The following is a 19,755-nucleotide window of genomic DNA, read 5'->3' on the forward strand; positions in this document are numbered from 1 at the left end:
ACATGCTGTGTCCGTATAAAACTAAAGCAGAATATAGAGTTATATTTTCGCGTCATTCAGCTTCTGCTCTGATTATTTACTTTGCTCTTTATTGATCTGAGCATAAGACTTAGGCCATGGTTTCGAACTTTGTAATGCTGCCGGTAATCCGGTCACAGCGGCTTTAGCTGCCGTCGCCGAACTGTATTGTCCATAAACCAGAACATACATACCATTGGATTGATTTTTATAGATTTGTGTTTTTGCCTGTACACCGTTGCTGGCTGCCAGCTGTCTGAGTGCAGCAGGGTTGCCACTCGCAGCCAGTTGCAAAGCATAACTGCCCGCTGGCGCAACCGTTGTTTTACGTTTAGGCTGCGTTGTCTTTTTAGCTACAGTGGCCGTCGTTTTTACTTTTTTCCGTTCGGCGGTTGTTTTCGGCTTAGGCTGAACTGTTTTTTTTGCCGGGGCTATTTGAGTGTTTGCCGGTTCGTTTTGTACTGCTGATGAACTTTTGGTTTTAATATCGTTCACAACGGGTTGCAGCTGATCCAGTGATGTCACGGCAGAAGATGCCTGAGGGGCTTGCGCCGGATTTTCCTCAGCCACAACGCCCGTGATCGGTTGATTGGCTGTCATCTGATTTACAACCTGATCACTGATCACGACCCGACGTTTGTCACCATCATCGGCCGGCTGTTCCGCATCAATACCCGTTGTTACGGCACCGGAAACAATCCCATCCTGAACAACTGCGGCCGGTAAAGCTCCGGAAACAGGAACAACACCATCTGCGGCTGACGTTGCCGGAGCCAACGCTACAGCCTGACGCTCCGGTTGATTGACAGGTTCTTTTTCTGACTGAGAGGGAATCATCCAGCTGAGCAACAAAACAATACCTGCCAGAACAGCTACCGCAGCTACGACTTTATTAACCGGTAAATCATTTATTCCGAATGAAGATAATGACTTTTTATCCATAACAGCCTCCGCAATTGCAACTACCTCACCAGGCGTTCCCTGGCTATGAGCCAGACGAGCCAGGGCCACTTTACCCTGTGCTGCGGAGACATCTCCGTCCTGAAGGCAGTTCACCAACAGTATTTTTTGTTCCCTGAGAGTCAGCGGTTCAACTTTAATTTCCAGAGCCTTCTGATCTCTGCCTTTCAGATGTTGCGCCAGATGCCCGGAAAATTCACTGCCTGCGATCAGTAAGACACTAATTTTGTGGAGTGGATACAATTCGTCAACATAAGCAAGCCATTGCCATAGCTCAAGCAACCACTCAGGTGACTGACAGTCTGCATTATCAATAACAAGTAACCGGGGAACAGACAGATCCGGAATAAGCCTGATCAAGGCCTCATCAAGAGGCTCGTCAGGATCAACTCCAGCGCCCGGAACCAATTGTAATTCAATATGCTCTCTGACACCGGAAAGTTCCATTTCCGGAGTTAATGAGACATAACTAACATCGCAACTGGTTTCCAGTTCATTCATCAGCAGCTGAACGACAGAAGTCCGCCCGGAACCTTGAGAACCAGATAAAAAGATAAATGAAGAAGAAAACCCAATCAGCTGTTTTAAACGAAACACCGATTGGGTTTGAGTCGGTAGTAATAAATATTCGATTGATGTCACATTCAGTGTGTCGCATCAATAACTGAACGAAGCACGGTCTGCTCCACATCAGTAAATAAATCCGCACGACCAATAGCCAGAGGCAGTACCAGTCGCAATTTTCCGGCCTTCGCTTTTTTATCGCGCAACATGTGATGAATATAATCATCGTATGTCATATCTGCAGGAGCAGTAACAGGAAGGTTTGCCGCTTTCAGCAATGCTTTTATCCGCAAAACGTCTGCTTCAGACAGCAAGCCTAAACGCAGTGATGTTTCAGCAGCCTGGACAGTACCGGCAGCAACAGCTTCACCATGCAGCCAGTTACCATACCCTTGTTCGGCCTCAATAGCATGACCGAAGGTATGACCAAGATTCAGCAATGCTCTGACACCATTTTCTGTTTCATCCTGAGCGACGACATCAGCTTTGATGGCGCAACAGCGAAGAATAATTTTAGATAATGCATCAGACGACAAAGCGTGGATCTCGTCCATATGCTGCTCCAGCCAACTGAAGAAATCAGCATCCCAGATGACGCCATACTTGATCACTTCAGCCATACCGGCTGCAAGCTCCCGCGACGGTAATGTACGCAGGCAATCAATATCAATGATAACGGCTTTGGGCTGATAAAACGCCCCGATCATGTTCTTACCGAGAGGATGGTTAACTGCCGTTTTGCCACCCACAGATGAATCGACCTGAGATAACAGCGTCGTTGGCACCTGAATAAACGGCACACCCCGTTGATAGCAAGCAGCAGCAAAACCGACCAGATCACCAATCACGCCACCACCCAAGGCAATCAGAGTCGTATCACGACCATGCGTTCCTTTCAGTAAAGCTGACATAATCAGTTCAAATGAAGCGAGTGTTTTATGCACTTCACCATCTGGCAGAATCAATGTATCAACCTGATAACCAGCCAACGTATTGCAAAGCACATCCAGATATAATGGAGCAATAGTCTCATTAGTCACTATCATGACTCGTTGCCCGGCAATATGCGGAGCAAACAATGCCGAAGATGTCAGCAGACCGGCACCAACATATATTGGATAACTACGTTCGGCCAAATTTACTGTCAACGTCTCCACTACTGCCTCCATTAATATCTTTTGGTTTAGAGCCCTAATTGCTCAACAATCTGTGTTGCAACCTGTTTGGCAGTCAATTCATCAGTACGGACGATATAATCTGCAATTTCACGATACAGAGGCTCGCGTTCTTCAGCCAGACGCATCAGCACTTCACGCGGAGGTTCTTCAGTTTGCAACAACGGACGGCGTTTATCACGTTGCGTTCTGGCTAGTTGTTTTTCAATCGGAGTTTCCAGATAAACAACTATACCCCGAGCTGACAGCCGGTTTCTGGTCAAAGAACTCTTGATAGCACCGCCACCGGTCGCAAGAACAATACCCTGCAATTCACTCAGGTCACTAATTACCTGTTCTTCCCGTTTACGGAAACCTTCTTCGCCTTCAACATCAAAAACCCACGCTATATCTGCGCCGGTGCGACGTTCTATCTCCTGATCCGAGTCATAGAGATCCATATGCAACATTTCCGACAAATACTTGCCGATGGTGCTTTTACCTGCCCCCATAGGGCCAATCAGAAAAATATTGCGTTTTTCAGCCATTTTGTCTGTCTATTTTTTTACCCAAATAACGAATGCCCGTTACATTTAACGGGAACCAAGAGAACAGTACCTTACGCTAGAAACTGGACGGGGAATTATGCAGTACCCCCCGATTTATAGCAACCAAACTACAGGGGGCAGCATGATGTTCAAGGTGTATTTTACTTGAATAAATATAAAACCGTTAACATTTCGTAGAAGAACACTGCTAAACGACAATTAGCAATGCATTATTTATCTCAAATTTAACATATTTATGCACTATTAAATCATCTATTCCAGCATGACTGCTTGACTTTTATGTCCCAATACAGAACTATGTCTTTATTATTGTCATTCTGATGATCAGCGTCATGAGCAAATGGTTCATCGTTCGAAAACCGTATAAACGTACCTCAAAACCGGGTGCGTACGTTTTCGCGTAACCAGCTTGTCGCTACCCACTTTTAAAACCCCGGTTACGCTACAGCGAATCGGGGTTTTTTGTTGAGATTGTTGAGATTAAAGATCGCAAGGAGTTTGTATGATCCACGGTTCTATTGTGGCCTTGATCACCCCGTTCCGGGATGGTCAGCTGGATGAAACAGCATTACGTCATATGGTTGACTGGCATATTGAGCAAGGCACACATGGGATTGTACCTGTTGGTACCACCGGTGAAAGCCCGACACTGACTCATGATGAACATTGCCGTGTTATTGAGATCGTAGTACAGCAGGCCGCCGGACGAGTACCCGTCATTGCCGGTGCCGGTTCAAACAATCCGATCGAAGCAATCGAATATTCCAAAGTGGCTGAACGTGCGGGTGCCGATGCGACCTTACATGTCGCAGGCTACTATAACCGACCAAACCAGGAAGGTTTATATCAGCATTTCAAACTGTTGCATGATCAAACCGCTATTCCGGTCATTTTGTATAATATCCCAGCCCGTGCCATTGTTGATATTCAACCGGCAACCATGGCTCGCTTGGCAGAATTACCTCGGATTATCGGTGTAAAAGATGCGACCGGCGATCTCGCCCGTCCATGGGCTGAGCGTCAGTTAATCAAAAAACCATTCATCTGGTTATCCGGCGAAGATGCGACAGCGGTTGCCTACAATATCAGCGGCGGTACTGGCTGTATTTCTGTCACAGCAAACGTGGCGCCGAAACTGGTTGCTGAGGTACAAAACCTGACAGCAGCCGGCAAATGGGAAGAAGCCCGTGACCTGCAGGATAAACTGATTCCTCTGCACCAGGCCATGTTTGCTGAACCAAGCCCGGCCGGCGCAAAATATGCGGCTTCCTTGCTGGGATTATGTACCGAAGAGTGCCGTCTTCCAATCATGCCATTGAGTGATGCAACCAAACAACGCATCCGTCAGGTAATGGAACAACTCGGCCTCATTTAACAGATTAAGGGAACTCTGCCATGCAAATCGAAGATTTACTGCAGAAATATGATGGGTTTGTTTTTGATCTGGATGGCACCCTGGTTGATTCAATGCCGTTGCATCTGGCTGGTTGGAAACATGCAGCGGCTTTATATAACTTTCATTACGATGCGGCCTGGTTTTATAACCTGGGCGGTGTTCCCAGCAGGAAAATCGCTAAAATCGTATCTGAAACCCAAAATCTTGACCTGAATCTCGACGCTGTAACAAAAACAAAATCGGATTATTATCAACAGGTTATCGCTGATGCTATTGCATTTCCGGCAATGAAGGAACTTGTCATGACGCTGTTCCCTCACCGGCCTTTGGCTATTGGGACCGGATCAATCCGCACTAATGCAGAAATTGTTCTTTCCAACAGCGGGCTGCGTCCTTATTTCCGCGCAATCACAGCCGCGGATGACGTTGTTCATCATAAGCCGAATCCGGATACCTTTTTATTATCCGCAGCCAAAATCAGCGTCAAACCATCCCGTTGTCTGGTATTTGAAGATACGGAAATTGGCATTCAAGCCGCACAAGAAGCACAAATGGATTGTGTACTGATTCGGGAAGGGAAACCTGACTGGAGCACTTTTACATCCGCTGCTGCAGATACTCTTGCTTGATTTGTACAAAAAGCCCAGTCTTTACCAGGGATGCCAATACCAAATACAGCATCCCCGGTTCCGCCGATTACACTGAATCTGAATTTCCGTCTGAAGAGGACTGGCCGGAATTGTCCTGGTTCTCGTTCTGATAACGTGGCGGACGTCTGCGCTGGAAGGTATTTCCACCCACCCGGCTTCCTAGCGGGGCAATTGTCGAAATCTTGGCTTTATAGATCATCTGCTGGTTATTATGCGCATCGGTCAGAAGAACGCTGTATTGATCAAAGCCACTGATCACACCTTCCAATTTAATGCCACTGACCAGAAAAATAGCAACATTTGTGTGACTTTTACGCAGCCAGTTCAGCGCGGAGTCCTGACCATTCCCAAGCGAAAACGCCTGTTCAAGACTGGTATAGTTCTGATTTTCGCTTGTCATTGTTATCTCTCTTCAAGCAATACGTTATATCTTCTAGCTTATACCGTAGATTAGTACCGTAAACAATAAATGCACTATTTTATAGTGTAGAGTTCTGTACCCATACTGTAATCTTATATTTTCTAATGCTATTTCATACATAACCCGCCAGAAAAACAGGCATTCGGGCGGATTCTGATTTTTAGAAAATATCGTCTGTACCGGTATCCCCGACGGGTGCGGATGGCGAAGTCGGTGTTTGTGTTGGTGATGATGGCGTATTTACATCGCCATCATCAAACAACACACTTTCCTGCTGACTAACAGCCGTGGGCTCTGTGCCTTTCTCAAAAAACTCCTGCCGGCTACCCGGCGCAGAGCCGTTCATAGCTAAACCTGAGTAATTGTTAACCTGCACGGTGACTACATCATCCGGTTGAGGGAAAGCCCGGTCCGGTACCCCTTTCAGTGCGACCTTCATGTAATCAATCCAGATCGGTTGGGCAGCGCTGGCACCATATTCATTACCAGCGATACTTCGGCCCAATGCTCTGCGATGGTCATCAAAACCGACCCAGGCGGTAGCAACCACATTAGGCGTAAAACCACTAAACCAGGCATCTTTGGCTTCATTTGTTGTACCGGTTTTACCAGCTAAATCGTTGCGTTTAAGTTCCTTCGCAGCACGCCAGCCGGTCCCCATCCATCTGCCGAGTCCCCGATCTGCACCGCCATAAATAGCGGAATGCAATGCTTCCGTTACCAGAAACGCATTAGCGCCACTTATAATACGAGGGGCTTGTTGACCCGAAGTAACAGGATCGATAGGGCACTGGCTGAGCCAATCACCTAATTCATCAGCATAGGAACTGGCGCTGTCTAAACCCGCTTCCGCCAGTTGACCACACCCGGCACAGGCTATAGGAGGGGCTGCTTCATAAATCACTTTACCCGATGCATCTTCAATACGATCGATAAAATAAGGGGTGACTTTAAAACCGCCATTTGCGAAAGCTGCATAACCGGTAACCAGTTCCAGCGGTGTAAATTCTGCAGTACCTAAAGAAATCGATTCATTGCGTTGCAGACTGCTATCCGGAAAACCGAACAGACGCAGATAATTTAAAACATTATCAATACCAACACTGCGTAACAGCCGGACAGTCACAACGTTTTTAGAACGCGCCAGCGCTTCCCGCAAAGAAATTGGACCATCATATTGTGGCGGTGAGTTTTTCGGGCTCCAGCCTGATGTACCGCCATCCCACTGAGTAATCGGCGCATCATTGATAATAGAAGCCAGAGTAAACCCGTTGGCCAGTGCAGATGAATATATAAATGGCTTAATATTCGAACCAATTTGTCTGCGAGCTTGTTCAACCCGGTTGAATTTACTGATCTCAAAGCTGAAACCACCAACCAGAGCCTGAATCGCACCGTTTTTAGGATTTAAGGCCACAAATGCCGCATTGGCATCAGGAATCTGGGCCAAGCGGAGCAGATCACTATTCTCATCCTGCCATACCCAGATCAAATCACCGGCTTGCAAAACATCCGCCGCCTTGCGGGGAGCCACACCTTGTCTGTCATCACTGATAAATGGACGGGCCCATTTCAGACCATCCCAGGAAATGGATGCATCCAGTCCACCCTTAATAACAATCGCCACATCTTTGTTGTGTACAGCTGTCACAATGGCTGGTTCAAAGGGTTCATAGCTCGGCAGATCTGCAAGATAGTTATTAATCTGCTCATGATCCCAACCGGAACCTTTTGTCCAAAGGTGTTTTTCTGCTCCTCTGTATCCATGGCGAATGTCATAATCAAGCAACCCTTTAAACACCGCAGAATGCGCCGCCTGCTGCTGGGCTGAGCTTATTGTGGTATAGACATGGTAGCCTTTACTGTAAGACTCTTCTCCATAAGTATTCAGCATGAACTTTCTGACCATTTCAGCCAGATAAGGCGCATCTAACCCGACATTCGTGCCGTGATAGCGGGTGATGATTGGCTCTTTGACAGCTTGCTGATATTCGCTCTCATCAATCATACCAAGCTGTAACATTCTGGATAAAACAAGATTTCGGCGCGCTAAAGCTCGTTGCGGTGAACGAATAGGGTTCAGCATGGATGGCGCTTTGGGTAAACCGGCAATCACGGCGATCTCACCCAATGTCAGTTGGTCAACGGTTTTACCGTAATACACCTGAGCGGCAGCGCCAACCCCGTAAGAACGATACCCCAAAGGAATTTTATTCAGATAAAGTTCCAGGATTTCGCCTTTAGTTAATTCTCTCTCGATACGCCAAGCTAAAAAAACTTCTTTAATTTTTCGTGAAAGCGTTTTTTCCCTACTCAGGAAAAAGTTACGAGCAACCTGTTGCGTTATCGTGCTGGCACCCTGGCGCATCTGACCCGAAACAGCCCAGACGAAACCAGCCCGGGCGATCCCTATCAGATCGATACCCGGATGCTCATAAAAACGAGAATCTTCAATTGCCAGAAAGGCCTGCTGCATCCGTTGCGGGATCTGGTCCAACTGCAGAGGAATTCGTCTTACATCACCGAACTCCGACATTAACTCACCATCAGCGCTGTACACTCTGAGCGGTGTTTCCCAAGTCGTATCTTTTAACGTTGATACATCAGGCAGACCTTGTTCCAGATGAAAATAAAAGGCGGCAACAGCAGCGATACCAATTGAGAACAACAGGATCAGCAGCCATAATAATCGCTTTAACCATTTAAACATAACCTGAGTATCCACCATTAAGACCCAATGGGCGTGCAGTATATAGTGTTATCTGCTTCAAATTCGAGAAAATTGAAGGACACATTCGTATCGCCAAAATCAAGCCTTACGGCTATAGTTAAACCTACATTTGGCGCAATGCGTCTATTCTAACAATATCAGCATGGATGCCTCTATGGTCATGTTTCTGAAAAAGAGCACGAATATCCCCATGTTAGGGGTTGATTTCGGTAGCAGTACGATTAAGGCTGTTGCAGTTTCTGGTGATGCAGAAAATTTATCCATTGATGCCTGGGCCGAGATCGCAACGCCAAAAGGTTCTATACGCGATTTCCAACTGCAGGACGTTGACAGAGTTTCTCAGACGTTTAAGCAGTTGTTAAGAATGTTACCCAGCAAATATAAATATGCTGCAACTGCCGTGAACGGTTCAAGTGTCATAACCAAAATCACGCAGGTCGCCAGTAACATCAACCAAACTGATTTTGAAAATATTGTCATGATGGAGGCGGAACAACTTATTCCCTTCCCGCTTGATGAGGTCAGCCTGGATTTTGAGGTTTTAGGACCGAATACCACAGACCCGTCCCGCAATGATGTACTTATTTGTGCGGCGCGTTCCCAGTCGATAGCCAGTGCCATCAGCGTATTTAATGATTGTGATCTTACCGTTAAAGTCGTTGACGTAGGAATGCATGCGCTGACGCGGGCTATTGTTTCACTGGAAAAATCATTACAAACAACAGATGCCAACAAATACTGCGCATTAGTGGATATCGGCGATTTATCTCTCAGTTTCGGGATCATATTCCAGGGCGAATTGATCTATTCCCGTTTACAGGATTTTGGCGGTGCAAGCCTGACCCGCTCCCTGGCTACCTTCTATAATTTGCCGCCGGAAGAAGCTGAAAGCATGAAATTGAAAGGCACCCTTTCATCTTATACTGATATTGATGTAGTTAATTCTTATATCAACCAGCTGAGCCAACACATAAAACGAAATATACAATTATTCTGTAGTTCCTCCGGCCACCGAACAGTAGATGTTCTGGTTCTTTCAGGTGGTGGCAGCTTAATTCCCGGACTACGCCAGCAATTAGCGTTACAACTGGAAATGGACGTCAGACATCCGGATCCTGTTTCGTTATACAGTCAGGACAAGTTGCCTGATAATTTTGGTCATGGCGCTAAATATATGACTGCTCTGGGATTAGCCTTAAGGAGTTTTACACCATGTCAAATATAAACCTCCTGCCGTGGCGTGAGGCAGCCAAAGAACGTCAGAAACAAAACTTTTTTATCCTGATCGGTGTGAGTTGTGCTATCGCAACTGCCGGTGTATTTATTGTTAACCAGTATTTTAATCATCAGATCAGTGCGCAGAATCAGCGCAACCAATTTCTGCAACACGAAATAGCTATACTGGATACAGAAATTGGTCAGATAAACGAAATAAAGGCGCAGAAACAGTCGCTGGTAAACCGGATGAAACTGATTGATACATTACAACAAAGTCGTAATGTTTCCGTCAGATTATTTAATGACCTGCCGGTTATTGTTTCTAATGGCGTTTATTTACAATCTATGAACTTTGATCAACTTCAGATTGATGTAGTCGGTAAAGCTGAGGCATATAACCGCGTAGCAAGCACTATGCGATTGATAGATAAAAGTGGCTGGTTAGGTCAGACGACCATCAACTCTATTTTTGCCAATGATACTGCCGCGATGAAGTTGAGTGAGTTTTCAATGCGGTTTAACGTATTGAATAATAATAAATCTAATCCCGCTCCAAAAAAACAGTAAGAGCACAGGGGGCGTAAATGAATATTCAAGAATTAAATGATTTAGACATCAATGATGTTGCCTCCTGGCCGGCACTGGCTAAAGGCATATTAATTGCCTTTCTGTGTATATTGATTGCAGGTGCCGGTTACTATGCGCTGATCGCCGATTCCATAAAAAAACTGGATCAGACAAGGAAACAGGAAATTGAACTAAAGAGTCAGTTTGAAATCAGAGCTGCTCAGGCCAGTAGTTTGAATGCCTATCGCCAGCAAATGATACAGCTGGAAGAAATGCTGAAAACTCAGTTAAAACAGCTACCAGATAAAGCTGAAGTTGCAGGCCTGCTTGATGATATAAGCTATATAGCCACTAATAATGGACTAAAGCTATTGCGTATCAACTGGGAGCCTGAAATTAAAAAAGAGTTTTATACTGAGCTTCCAATGAGGATCGATATTTCCGGCCAATACAGCCAGCTTGGACAGTTCGCGGCTGATATTGCTGCATTGCCCCGTATCGTTCTGCTGGGTAGCTTTACCGTAAATAAAGAGGCTAAAGAGAACACAACCAATGACATGACTATGTCTGTTCAGGCCAAAACCTACCGTATAGACCCTAATCAAAAACAAACAAATACCAAGGGGACGGTGAAAAAATGAAATATAAACTACTGATCCTTCTTTTAAGTACGGTAATGATTTCAGGTTGTGAGCAAAATACCGATCTGCAGACATATGTCGCTCAGGTAAAAGCAAGACCTGCGCAACCTATAGATCCACTGCCAACAATCACGCCCTATGAGCCAATGGCTTTTACGGCACAAGAAGCGCGGGATCCTTTTATTGATCCAAAACCAGAGCAAGGCCAGATATTTACCAAAGCCAAACTGAAATGTATTCAGCCTGACCTCACCAGACCGAAAGAGGAATTAGAGCAATACTCTCTGGATAATCTGATGATGAAAGGCACTCTTTCTGATGATCGGGGACTGTGGGGGCTGGTACTGGCACCCGGAGGTAACGTATATCGCGTCACAGCCAGCCAATATATCGGGTTGAATCACGGCAAGATAACAAAAGTAACTAAAAACGATATCGAAGTAGTCGAGATGATACCGGATGGTAGCGGTTGCTGGAACAACAGAACAACTACACTGACGCTTAATACGTCCACTACTAACGCCAACAAAAAACAGGGATGAGTCATGAGTACTAACAGATTATTTACCTCAGGATTATATACAGCGGCTGTGCTTTCTTTCGCTGCATACTCAACTACGGTATTCGCCCTGACAGAACTTGAAAATATCCGGGTTAGTCCGCTAAGTGGGGATCAGCTTGAATTACAGTTTGATTTCAATGAACCGGTAACAACGTTTACAGACAAACTGAAATATCAGCCTAATCAGCTGTATCTCAATTTTCCTGCTACCAGCTCGGCATTAAAGCAAAACACTATCCCTATTGAGCGATTAGGTATTCAGGAAATACAGGTTAAACCGAAAAATGCCGGATTAGATGTATCTGTGAATCTGGAACGTTTGATGCCATACCGCATTAAACAGGATGGTACGCATATTTCTGTTACTCTGGGCCAGTCGCTAGCTAATGAAGCCAAAGCACAATCAGCTTCAGACAGTAAACTCCTGGCTCCACAAACCGAGAATGTTACCGCTGGTAGCAGTGCGATGAAGAGCAATGCGGGTGTTATCAACAATATTGAGCACGTTGATTTCCGCCGCGGTAAAAATGGGCAGGGACAGTTACTGATCAATTTACAAAATAGTGCTGCAGCAGTTGAAGTCACTTCCCGGGGCAATCATGTCATCGCCTCTTTCAATGCGACCGGAATCAGACCCGATCTGATCGCATTAATGAACGTGAATGATTTCAACACACCTGTTTCCAGCATCGATGTGCAGCAGAACAAAAGCAATGTCACATTTGATCTCAATATCAAAGGACGGTTTGATTATAAATATGATCAATCCGGCAGCTTATTCATTGTTGAAGTCAGCCCTCCACTGAAAACAGCCAGTGCTAATGCGCCGAAAAAATATAAAGGAAAACCTATTTCCCTGAATTTTCAGGATGTACCTGTCCGCACCGTTTTGCAACTGATTGCTGATTTTAATAAGCTCAATCTGGTGACCACCGACTCTGTTGGCGGAAACATTACCTTGCGCCTGGACGGGGTACCTTGGGAACAGGCTCTGGATACGGTGTTAAAAGTAAAAGGGCTGGATAAACGGTTAGACAACAATATTCTGTTGGTCGCTCCGGCTGCCGAGATTGCCGCCCAGGAAAAACAGCAACTGGAAAATAAACAGAAAGTCGCTGATCTGGCACCGCTTGTCACCGAGTATGTACAAATCAACTATGCCAAGGCACCGGATATGGCGAAATTGTTAGCTGATGACAAGACCCGTCTGCTCTCCCCTCGTGGCGCAGTCAGTGTGGATGAACGTACCAATACCCTGCTGGTAAAAGATACCGCCGAAGTAATTGACCATATTAAAGATATGATCAAGGTATTGGATGTGGCCGTTAAACAGGTCGTGATCGAAGCCCGCATGGTTACCGTTACCGATGGAGTTGAAGATGCCTTGGGGATTCGCTGGGGTGTGACAGAGACTGGCTCAAGTGGCGGCACCTCCGGATCGCTGGAAGGTCTGGATAGCGCAGGAACACCACCTAATATGACGACACCTGCGATAGATGACCGTCTGAACGTTAACCTTGCAGCAGCACCATCCAGTGGTACCGCTGCAAGTATTGCCTTCCAGGTCGCAAAACTGGCCGATGGTTCTTTGCTTGATCTGGAGCTCAGTGCACTGGAAAACGAAAATAAGGCAGAAATTATCTCCAGTCCACGAGTTACAACTGCTAACCAGAAAGAGGCGCTTATCGAGCAAGGTTATGAAATTCCTTACAACGAAAGCTCTTCCAGTGGTGCGACAACGGTCGAATTCAAAAAAGCAGTATTGAGTCTGAAGGTCACACCACAGATCACACCGGATAATAATGTGATTCTGGATCTGCATGTCACTCAGGATGATATCTATCAGGATGTAAACACTGGTAGTGGCGGTACTGCTAAAGCACTGTCTACCCAGGCTATCAGTACTCAGGTGCTGGTAAAAAATGGTGAAACACTGGTACTGGGTGGTATCTATAACCGCTCTATCAAGAAAACAGTGAATAAAGTCCCTGTATTAGGCGATATTCCAGGTTTAGGTGTGTTGTTCCGCAACACAACCAACTCGAATACCAAGAAAGAGTTGCTGATTTTTGTTACACCCAAGATTGTAACAGGTAATCTGTAAGCCTCTTTCAGCTGATATCAGTGAAACATCCGACCTCTGCCATGTGCAGAGGTCTTTTTTTATAGGATAATTATTTTTTTATCTGAACATGACTGCTATGCAATACGCTGAGCCCAATAACCTTTCTTCTTTTCTGATCCGACACCAATCATTGTTCCAGGACAAGAACATTCTGATTTGTGGCCAGCTTCAGTCTGTGTCGCTGACGCCTTTACTATCGGGAACAAATACCTCATGTCTGGTTTCCGATTACAGCGTATTTAATAAATTGCAGGCAACAGCACCTTCGCTGGGCTCCCGGTTATGCTATGGATTCACGCCCGCTGAAACAGCCGATAAATATGACGCCGTTCTCCTTTTTATGCCAAAAGCCAAACAAGAAGCGGCTTTATGGCTTAGCAGCGTATTACCATCATTAAAGGGAAATGGTGAGATTTTTGTCATTGGCGAGAACAGAGGTGGTATCAGCGCCGCGCCTAAACTGCTTCAACCCTACACCGAAAATGTACAGAAAATAGATAGTGCTCGTCATTGTTCCTTATTTTATGCACAACTGACCGCCTCTCCTGCACCTTGTCTGCCTGATTCGCTGTTCACTCAGTACCTGTTACCATCAATGCCGGATCAACCAGCATTGAAAGTCTCTGCGTTACCCGGCGTATTCAGTGCCGGAGAGCTGGATGAAGGTACGCAACTTTTACTGGATAGCCTCCCAGCACTGAGTGGCGATATTTTAGATGTTGGCTGCGGAGCCGGCGTAATCGGCGCAACCATTTGTCTGCGAGCCCCCGATACCAGAGTCGTAATGACGGATGTGAATGCGCTGGCCCTTGCTTCTGCAGCCAAGACACTGGAAGAGAATAATCTTTCAGCGCAGGTTATTGCCTCAGACATGTTTTCTGATGTAGATGCAAAATTTGACTTCATTATTTCCAATCCGCCATTCCATGCCGGCCTGAAGACAAATTATGAAGCCACCGAACGGTTTCTGCATCAGGCACCGTCTCGTCTGAAACATGGCGGACAATTATATCTGGTCGCCAACAAGTTTCTGCGCTATGAACCTATTCTGGCAGAAGTTTTTCATTCTGTGTCCGTGATCAAAGAAAACTCACGCTTCAAAATCATTCGCGCTTTTTGACACCAAGATTACATTAACAAACCACGCATGGATCTGTTAGATTAAAACGGTGGCGTCAGCCACCGTTGTTCTTTGTCATATCGCAGTGCTCCCCGTCTGACTTTTTGCACCTTTCTTTTTGTTGTCTACCTAACTCTTGACGTATGCCACAGGCTTTTTAGTCCGTACCGTCTATAATTAGCGGCTAAGTTAGTCTGATATCAGTTTCAAGTGTCTGTGTTGTGAGTACAGGTAAAGCAACTCTCTTTTAGTCCGGGAAACCGTCGCACCGATAATTACAACGATATTTTATTAGCACTGAACTCATCAGCGCTTTGCCTTAATGGATTTGATTTAATTAGGATAGGAGAACTTATGTCTGGCGTATTGGCGATGATTTTGGCAGGTGGCGAAGGCACCCGGTTACAACCACTGACTGTATCGCGTAGTAAACCTGCTGTTCCTTTCGGAGGCAGCTATCGTCTTGTAGACTTCGTACTGAACAATTTCATCAACTCAGACATGCTGCGTATTTATGTATTAACGCAGTTCAAATCACAATCTCTCTATCTGCATCTGAAAAAAGGCTGGAACCTGACTGGGATCAGCGGGCGTTTCATTGACCCGATTCCGGCGCAGATGCGCATGGGAAAACGCTGGTATGATGGCACTGCTGATGCGATCTATCAGAACATTGGTTTTATTGAAGAAAGCAGTCCGGAACATGTATGTATTTTCGGCAGCGACCATATCTACAAAATGGATATCCGTCAGATGGTGGAATTTCACAAGGAAAAACAGGCTGTTCTGACTGTAGCTGCAATCCGGGTTCCTATCGCCGAAGCTTCCGCTTTTGGTGTGATTGAAGTTGATGAAGACGGCCGGATGATTGGTTTTGAAGAAAAACCGAAAAATCCTAAATCTATTCCGGGTGATCCTGATTTTGCATTGGCATCAATGGGTAACTATGTCTTTGAAACCAATACATTGTTAAGTGAATTAACCGCTGACGCTGAAAAAGATAATTCCACTCATGACTTTGGCCGTGACATTATTCCCGGACTGTATCCGCACGCCCCTGTGTATGTCTATGATTTCAGTGTGAATCAGATCGAAGGGGAAAAAGGTGCTTACTGGCGTGATGTTGGTACTATCGATTCATACTGGCAGTCACATATGGATCTGGTCAGCGATAACCCACCATTCTCTCTGTATAACCGGAAATGGCCATTACATACTTTTTATCCGCCATTGCCACCAGCGACATTCATTGATACCGCCGCTTACAAAACCAATGTATCCCAATCACTGATTTCAGCCGGTTGTTACATTCAGGGTAGCCGGATAAACCGCAGTATTCTCGGATTCCGTTGCAACATCGCATCTGGCTCGGACATCAGTGAATCGATCTTCCTGGGTGATGTGAAAATTGGCGAAGGCTGCAAGATTCGCCGGGCGATCATTGATAAACAGGTAGAAATCGCTCCCGGTACAGTAATTGGTGAGAATCTTGCCTATGACCGCCAGCGTTTCACTGTATCAGAGGGTGGTATCGTTGTTATCCCGAAAGGGGCTAGGGTTGGTTTCTGATAAATGAATATATTGTTTATAGCTTCTGAAGTAGAAAGCTTCGTCAAAACAGGGGGCCTGGCGGATGTCGCCAAGGCTCTTCCTCTTGAACTGAAACGGGCGGGTCATGATGTCAGAATCATCATTCCCGGCTACAGTGCTATCGCGCAACGGGAACATGGTCCGATTGTAACGGGCGGCACGCTGTCAACCGAACCGCAGTATGTTGATGTACCGTATGAGATCCGTCAGTTACACCTGGCTGATATCCCGTTATATCTGGTTGAAAACAAACACTATTTTGAAAGACCAAGTCTGTACGGCGAGAATAACAATGCCTATGCGGATAACGGCGAACGTTTCGCCTTTTTCTCGGCGGCGGCCCTGCAGGCAACGGAACAATTAGGCTTCCGGCCCGACATTGTCCATTGTAATGACTGGCATACGGCACTTGTGCCTATGTTATTGAAAACCCGCTTTGGTCAGAATTCGTTTTTTGCTCAGACCAAAAGCGTTATTACGATTCATAACGGGGCTTTTCAGGGGATCTGTGAACGCGGCCAGCTCTGGGCGTTACCTGAAATCCGGAATGCTGCTAATGATGCTATCTATCAGGGTCCCTACTACGTTAATTTCCTGAAATGCGGTGTTTTATACGCGGATAAGATCAACGCAGTCAGCCCGACGTATGCCAGAGAACTCATGTCTTATCTTGGTGGTCATGGCATGGCAAAACATTTTCAGGATCGGTCGGCAGATATTTGCGGCATTATCAACGGCTGTGATTACAACGACTGGGATCCGTCCACCGATCATCTGATCCCGGCTCGCTATCATGTTGATGATTTGCAGGGTAAAGCCGAATGCAAACGACAGTTACAGCAGCGGGCTAATCTGCCGGTTTGTGATCTGCCTGTATTTGGCATGGTGTGTCGCCTGACTGAGCAAAAAGGGCTTCACTATTTACTGCCAATATTAGCCAAGTTCCTGGTGCATAATGTTCAGGTGGTTGTAGTGGGTTCCGGTGATCCGGTGCTGGCACAAAGACTGGAAGCGATTGCCCAGCAATTTCCGCAAAAATTTGTCTTTTTCAATGCGCATAGCAATGAACTGGCTCATCTGGTGGAAGCTGGCAGTGACTTTTTCATGATGCCATCTCAGTTTGAACCATGCGGTTTAAACCAGATGTACAGTCTGGCATACGGTACTTTGCCAATCGTTCGAGCAGTGGGCGGATTAAAGGATACGGTTACCGATTATGATCAGAATCCGGCACAGGCAACGGGTTTTGTCTTTGAGGAACCGGAACCGCATGATCTGCTGAACATATTACGCCGAGCATTACTGCTTTATGTGCAAGATCCGCATGAATTCCGCAGAATTCAGCGGAATGCCATGTTAACCCGGTACTTATGGTCAGATTCTGTCCATGAATATGAAGATATGTACCGTAAAGCGTTAGGCTGGCAGTAATTAATTGATGAAAAACAGAGCGATCTAACCAATTTCTCTGTTTTTCTTCTTTTTGACAGTTGACGCAGGGTCAGGAATCGGTAGAATGCCGGCCCAGATGCGAAGGTGGCGGAATTGGTAGACGCGCTAGCTTCAGGTGTTAGTGCCTTCGGGTGTGAGGGTTCGAGTCCCTCCTTTCGCACCAATCATGCTGCTGACAGCATGTAAATACAGTCAGACACAGTGCGAGGGTGGCGGAATTGGTAGACGCGCTAGCTTCAGGTGTTAGTGCCTTCGGGTGTGAGGGTTCGAGTCCCTCCTCTCGCACCAAATCATGCTGCTGACAGCATGTAAATACAGTCAGAGACAATCAGTGCGAAGGTGGCGGAATTGGTAGACGCGCTAGCTTCAGGTGTTAGTGCCTTCGGGTGTGAGGGTTCGAGTCCCTCCTTTCGCACCAAATTCTTCGAAAAAGCACACAGCTCACAAGGCAGTGTGCTTTTTTGTTATATGCGCTATTTGTTAATTCGCTGCCCGCTAAAAACCACATCTGTTACGAAAATCCGAAGACAAGCGTGACAACCGATTTAGTGGGTAACCGGCTATCACCCCTGTCTCCGGATAATCATTAATTTCTTGTCAGCTGGACGACCGTTTCAACATGCATGGAATGTGGGAACATATCAACCGGTTGTACTTTCCTGATGCTGTACCCGGCCTGCTGCAGAACAACCAGATCTCTGGCCAGTGAATCCGGGTCACAGGAAACATAAACAATCCGTTCAGGTTTCATGGCCGCCATGGTATTCAGTACCGCCAGATCACATCCCTTACGCGGAGGATCAACGACGACAACATTTGCCCGGGCGCCCTGTGTATAGAGTGCGGGAACAACTTCTTCCGCTTTCCCGGTATAGAATTCCGTATTATCAAGATGGTTCCGTCGTGCGTTATTGCGTGCATCCTCGATTGCCTGCGCGACCACTTCAATACCGATCACCTTCTTTGCTTCCTGTGCCAGATACAGGGAGATAGTGCCGATCCCGCAATAAATATCAAACACTGTTTCGTCACCGGTTAGCTCGGCAAAACGCAATGCGGTCGCATACAACTGGTCGGTTTGCTGCGGGTTGACCTGATAGAACGAATGCGCAGAGATGCTGAAGGTCAACCCATGCAATTCATCTTCGATTGCGTCAGTGCCATCACACACCCGTTGCTGAGCGCCTAAAATCCGGTTCACTCGCTCCGGATTAACATTGTGAATCACGCTGTCAATCTTGCCGCAGGCTTGCAGGTAATGGAGTAATTCGGCTTCACCGGGGAGTTGCTCGGTTAAGGTCACCAGCACCACCATACAGGCGTCGGTTTTAAAGCCATGACGGATCATGACATAACGCAGGCAACCGGTATGGTTCGCTTCATCGTAACCGGCGATGTTCAGATCTTTCATCCATTGCCGGATAGCCATAATGATGTCTGTTGTTTGCGGGTGCTGAACCGGACAGGCTGCGATATCAATGACCTGGTGACTGTTCTTACGATAAAACCCGATTTGAGGTTCGCCATTTTCGCTGCGCACGGCATACACAGCCTTATTACGAAATGCCAGCGGCTCTGACATCCCCAGGCAAGGTTCAACAGGCACAAAGATACCCTTGCGCTGCAAGGCTGCTGTCACCTGCTGCTGTTTCAGTTGCAGTTGTCCGGCATAGGCCAGATGCGATAACTGGCAACCACCACATTCCGCATACTGACAGTGAGGTGGAACACGCTGCGGATGAGGCTGGAGCACCTGCAGTAATTCGCCCTGGGCATATTTCGGTTTAATACCGTGTAATGCGACACTCACTTCTTCTTCGGGCAATGTATCCGGTATGAATACTTTGCGTCCGTGCCAGTCGGCAATACCATCGCCCTTTTCAGAAAGCGCAGTGACAGAAAGAGTAATGGGTTGCCCGGAATGTGGCATGGTGGCTCCGACGTGATGACAAAAATCAGGTCGGTCATTTTAGCGAAATGTACCCGTCGGAAGAAGAAAAAGCCGGAAAATGTTCCG

Annotated in this window: 16 protein-coding genes and 3 tRNA genes; 13 read left to right on the top strand and 6 right to left on the bottom strand. The window is 46.4% G+C overall.

What is annotated here, in order from left to right:
• Nucleotides 1-72: 72 nt before the first annotated feature.
• Genes HNR75_RS05375 through aroK form a run of 3 tightly spaced genes read right to left on the bottom strand, consistent with a single transcriptional unit; the run spans nt 73 to nt 3,244 of the window.
• Nucleotides 73-1,620, bottom strand: coding sequence for an SPOR domain-containing protein (locus HNR75_RS05375; RefSeq protein WP_343043251.1), 1,548 nt, complete (start codon nt 1,618-1,620; stop codon nt 73-75).
• Between the two features lie 2 nt (nt 1,621-1,622).
• The gene (gene aroB / locus HNR75_RS05380) at nt 1,623-2,699 is read right to left on the bottom strand and encodes a 3-dehydroquinate synthase (RefSeq protein ID WP_188025981.1); all 1,077 of its coding nucleotides are present in this window, start codon (nt 2,697-2,699) and stop codon (nt 1,623-1,625) included.
• Nucleotides 2,700-2,725: 26 nt separating this feature from the next.
• The gene (gene aroK, locus HNR75_RS05385; protein WP_188025982.1) at nt 2,726-3,244 is read right to left on the bottom strand and encodes a shikimate kinase AroK; all 519 of its coding nucleotides are present in this window, start codon (nt 3,242-3,244) and stop codon (nt 2,726-2,728) included.
• Nucleotides 3,245-3,767: 523 nt separating this feature from the next.
• Here aroK and dapA point away from each other — a divergent pair.
• Nucleotides 3,768-4,640 carry a 4-hydroxy-tetrahydrodipicolinate synthase gene (dapA, locus tag HNR75_RS05390; RefSeq protein WP_188025983.1) on the top strand — a complete coding sequence of 291 codons (873 nt, stop codon included), beginning with the start codon at nt 3,768-3,770 and terminating at the stop codon, nt 4,638-4,640.
• A 20-nt stretch (nt 4,641-4,660) separates the two neighbouring features.
• Nucleotides 4,661-5,290: an HAD family hydrolase gene (locus HNR75_RS05395; protein ID WP_188025984.1), complete on the top strand. Its 630-nt coding sequence runs from the start codon at nt 4,661-4,663 to the stop codon at nt 5,288-5,290.
• A gap of 67 nt (nt 5,291-5,357) precedes the next feature.
• Here HNR75_RS05395 and hfq read toward each other — a convergent pair whose 3' ends face one another.
• Together hfq and HNR75_RS05405 are read right to left on the bottom strand one after the other, a co-directional pair.
• On the bottom strand, nt 5,358-5,711 hold the full coding sequence (gene hfq, locus HNR75_RS05400; RefSeq protein WP_188025985.1) for an RNA chaperone Hfq: 354 nt from the start codon (nt 5,709-5,711) through the stop codon (nt 5,358-5,360).
• Between the two features lie 181 nt (nt 5,712-5,892).
• Complete coding sequence (locus tag HNR75_RS05405; RefSeq protein ID WP_188025986.1) at nt 5,893-8,442, bottom strand: penicillin-binding protein 1A; 2,550 nt, start codon at nt 8,440-8,442, stop codon at nt 5,893-5,895.
• Nucleotides 8,443-8,617: 175 nt separating this feature from the next.
• Between HNR75_RS05405 and pilM the strand changes: the two genes are divergently transcribed.
• From pilM to HNR75_RS05460, 11 genes are all read left to right on the top strand, one after another.
• A complete protein-coding gene (gene pilM / locus HNR75_RS05410; RefSeq protein ID WP_188025987.1) occupies nt 8,618-9,688 on the top strand; it encodes a type IV pilus assembly protein PilM in 1,071 nt (356 codons plus the stop codon).
• Entirely contained in the window at nt 9,676-10,248 is a 573-nt protein-coding gene (locus HNR75_RS05415) for a PilN domain-containing protein (protein WP_188025988.1), read from the top strand. The genes pilM and HNR75_RS05415 overlap by 13 nt, the downstream gene beginning before the upstream one ends.
• 17 nt (nt 10,249-10,265) lie before the next feature.
• Nucleotides 10,266-10,889: a type IV pilus inner membrane component PilO gene (locus tag HNR75_RS05420; protein ID WP_188025989.1), complete on the top strand. Its 624-nt coding sequence runs from the start codon at nt 10,266-10,268 to the stop codon at nt 10,887-10,889.
• Nucleotides 10,886-11,431: a pilus assembly protein PilP gene (locus tag HNR75_RS05425; RefSeq protein WP_188025990.1), complete on the top strand. Its 546-nt coding sequence runs from the start codon at nt 10,886-10,888 to the stop codon at nt 11,429-11,431. Before HNR75_RS05420 ends, HNR75_RS05425 begins: the two co-directional genes overlap by 4 nt.
• Nucleotides 11,432-11,434: 3 nt before the next feature.
• On the top strand, nt 11,435-13,555 hold the full coding sequence (locus HNR75_RS05430) for a type IV pilus secretin PilQ (protein WP_188025991.1): 2,121 nt from the start codon (nt 11,435-11,437) through the stop codon (nt 13,553-13,555).
• A gap of 97 nt (nt 13,556-13,652) precedes the next feature.
• Nucleotides 13,653-14,696 (top strand): 16S rRNA (guanine(1207)-N(2))-methyltransferase RsmC, encoded by a 1,044-nt coding sequence (rsmC, locus tag HNR75_RS05435; protein ID WP_188025992.1) that lies wholly within the window; start codon nt 13,653-13,655, stop codon nt 14,694-14,696.
• Nucleotides 14,697-15,050: 354 nt separating this feature from the next.
• Nucleotides 15,051-16,265 (top strand): glucose-1-phosphate adenylyltransferase, encoded by a 1,215-nt coding sequence (gene glgC / locus HNR75_RS05440; protein WP_188025993.1) that lies wholly within the window; start codon nt 15,051-15,053, stop codon nt 16,263-16,265.
• A 3-nt stretch (nt 16,266-16,268) separates the two neighbouring features.
• Nucleotides 16,269-17,717: a glycogen synthase GlgA gene (gene glgA / locus HNR75_RS05445; protein WP_188025994.1), complete on the top strand. Its 1,449-nt coding sequence runs from the start codon at nt 16,269-16,271 to the stop codon at nt 17,715-17,717.
• A 99-nt stretch (nt 17,718-17,816) separates the two neighbouring features.
• Nucleotides 17,817-17,901 (top strand) — tRNA-Leu (locus tag HNR75_RS05450).
• A gap of 40 nt (nt 17,902-17,941) precedes the next feature.
• A tRNA-Leu gene (locus tag HNR75_RS05455) sits at nt 17,942-18,026 on the top strand.
• Nucleotides 18,027-18,071: 45 nt separating this feature from the next.
• Nucleotides 18,072-18,156, top strand: a tRNA-Leu gene (locus HNR75_RS05460).
• A 168-nt stretch (nt 18,157-18,324) separates the two neighbouring features.
• Here HNR75_RS05460 and rlmD read toward each other — a convergent pair.
• Nucleotides 18,325-19,668, bottom strand: coding sequence for a 23S rRNA (uracil(1939)-C(5))-methyltransferase RlmD (rlmD, locus tag HNR75_RS05465; protein ID WP_188025995.1), 1,344 nt, complete (start codon nt 19,666-19,668; stop codon nt 18,325-18,327).
• Nucleotides 19,669-19,755: the final 87 nt, after the last annotated feature.

This window comes from Tolumonas osonensis, from assembly GCF_014202415.1.
Classification (GTDB): domain Bacteria; phylum Pseudomonadota; class Gammaproteobacteria; order Enterobacterales; family Aeromonadaceae; genus Tolumonas; species Tolumonas osonensis.

What these genes read in the sequence shown, in the direction of transcription:
- aroK (WP_188025982.1), bottom strand. Translation starts at nt 3,244, where the DNA reads ATGGCTGAAAAACGCAATATTTTTCTGATTGGCCCTATGGGGGCAGGT.
- dapA (WP_188025983.1), top strand. Translation starts at nt 3,768, where the DNA reads ATGATCCACGGTTCTATTGTGGCCTTGATCACCCCGTTCCGGGATGGT.
- HNR75_RS05395 (WP_188025984.1), top strand. Translation starts at nt 4,661, where the DNA reads ATGCAAATCGAAGATTTACTGCAGAAATATGATGGGTTTGTTTTTGAT.
- hfq (WP_188025985.1), bottom strand. Translation starts at nt 5,711, where the DNA reads ATGACAAGCGAAAATCAGAACTATACCAGTCTTGAACAGGCGTTTTCG.
- HNR75_RS05405 (WP_188025986.1), bottom strand. Translation starts at nt 8,442, where the DNA reads ATGTTTAAATGGTTAAAGCGATTATTATGGCTGCTGATCCTGTTGTTC.
- pilM (WP_188025987.1), top strand. Translation starts at nt 8,618, where the DNA reads ATGGTCATGTTTCTGAAAAAGAGCACGAATATCCCCATGTTAGGGGTT.
- HNR75_RS05415 (WP_188025988.1), top strand. Translation starts at nt 9,676, where the DNA reads ATGTCAAATATAAACCTCCTGCCGTGGCGTGAGGCAGCCAAAGAACGT.
- HNR75_RS05420 (WP_188025989.1), top strand. Translation starts at nt 10,266, where the DNA reads ATGAATATTCAAGAATTAAATGATTTAGACATCAATGATGTTGCCTCC.
- HNR75_RS05425 (WP_188025990.1), top strand. Translation starts at nt 10,886, where the DNA reads ATGAAATATAAACTACTGATCCTTCTTTTAAGTACGGTAATGATTTCA.
- HNR75_RS05430 (WP_188025991.1), top strand. Translation starts at nt 11,435, where the DNA reads ATGAGTACTAACAGATTATTTACCTCAGGATTATATACAGCGGCTGTG.
- rsmC (WP_188025992.1), top strand. Translation starts at nt 13,653, where the DNA reads ATGCAATACGCTGAGCCCAATAACCTTTCTTCTTTTCTGATCCGACAC.
- glgC (WP_188025993.1), top strand. Translation starts at nt 15,051, where the DNA reads ATGTCTGGCGTATTGGCGATGATTTTGGCAGGTGGCGAAGGCACCCGG.
- glgA (WP_188025994.1), top strand. Translation starts at nt 16,269, where the DNA reads ATGAATATATTGTTTATAGCTTCTGAAGTAGAAAGCTTCGTCAAAACA.
- rlmD (WP_188025995.1), bottom strand. Translation starts at nt 19,668, where the DNA reads ATGCCACATTCCGGGCAACCCATTACTCTTTCTGTCACTGCGCTTTCT.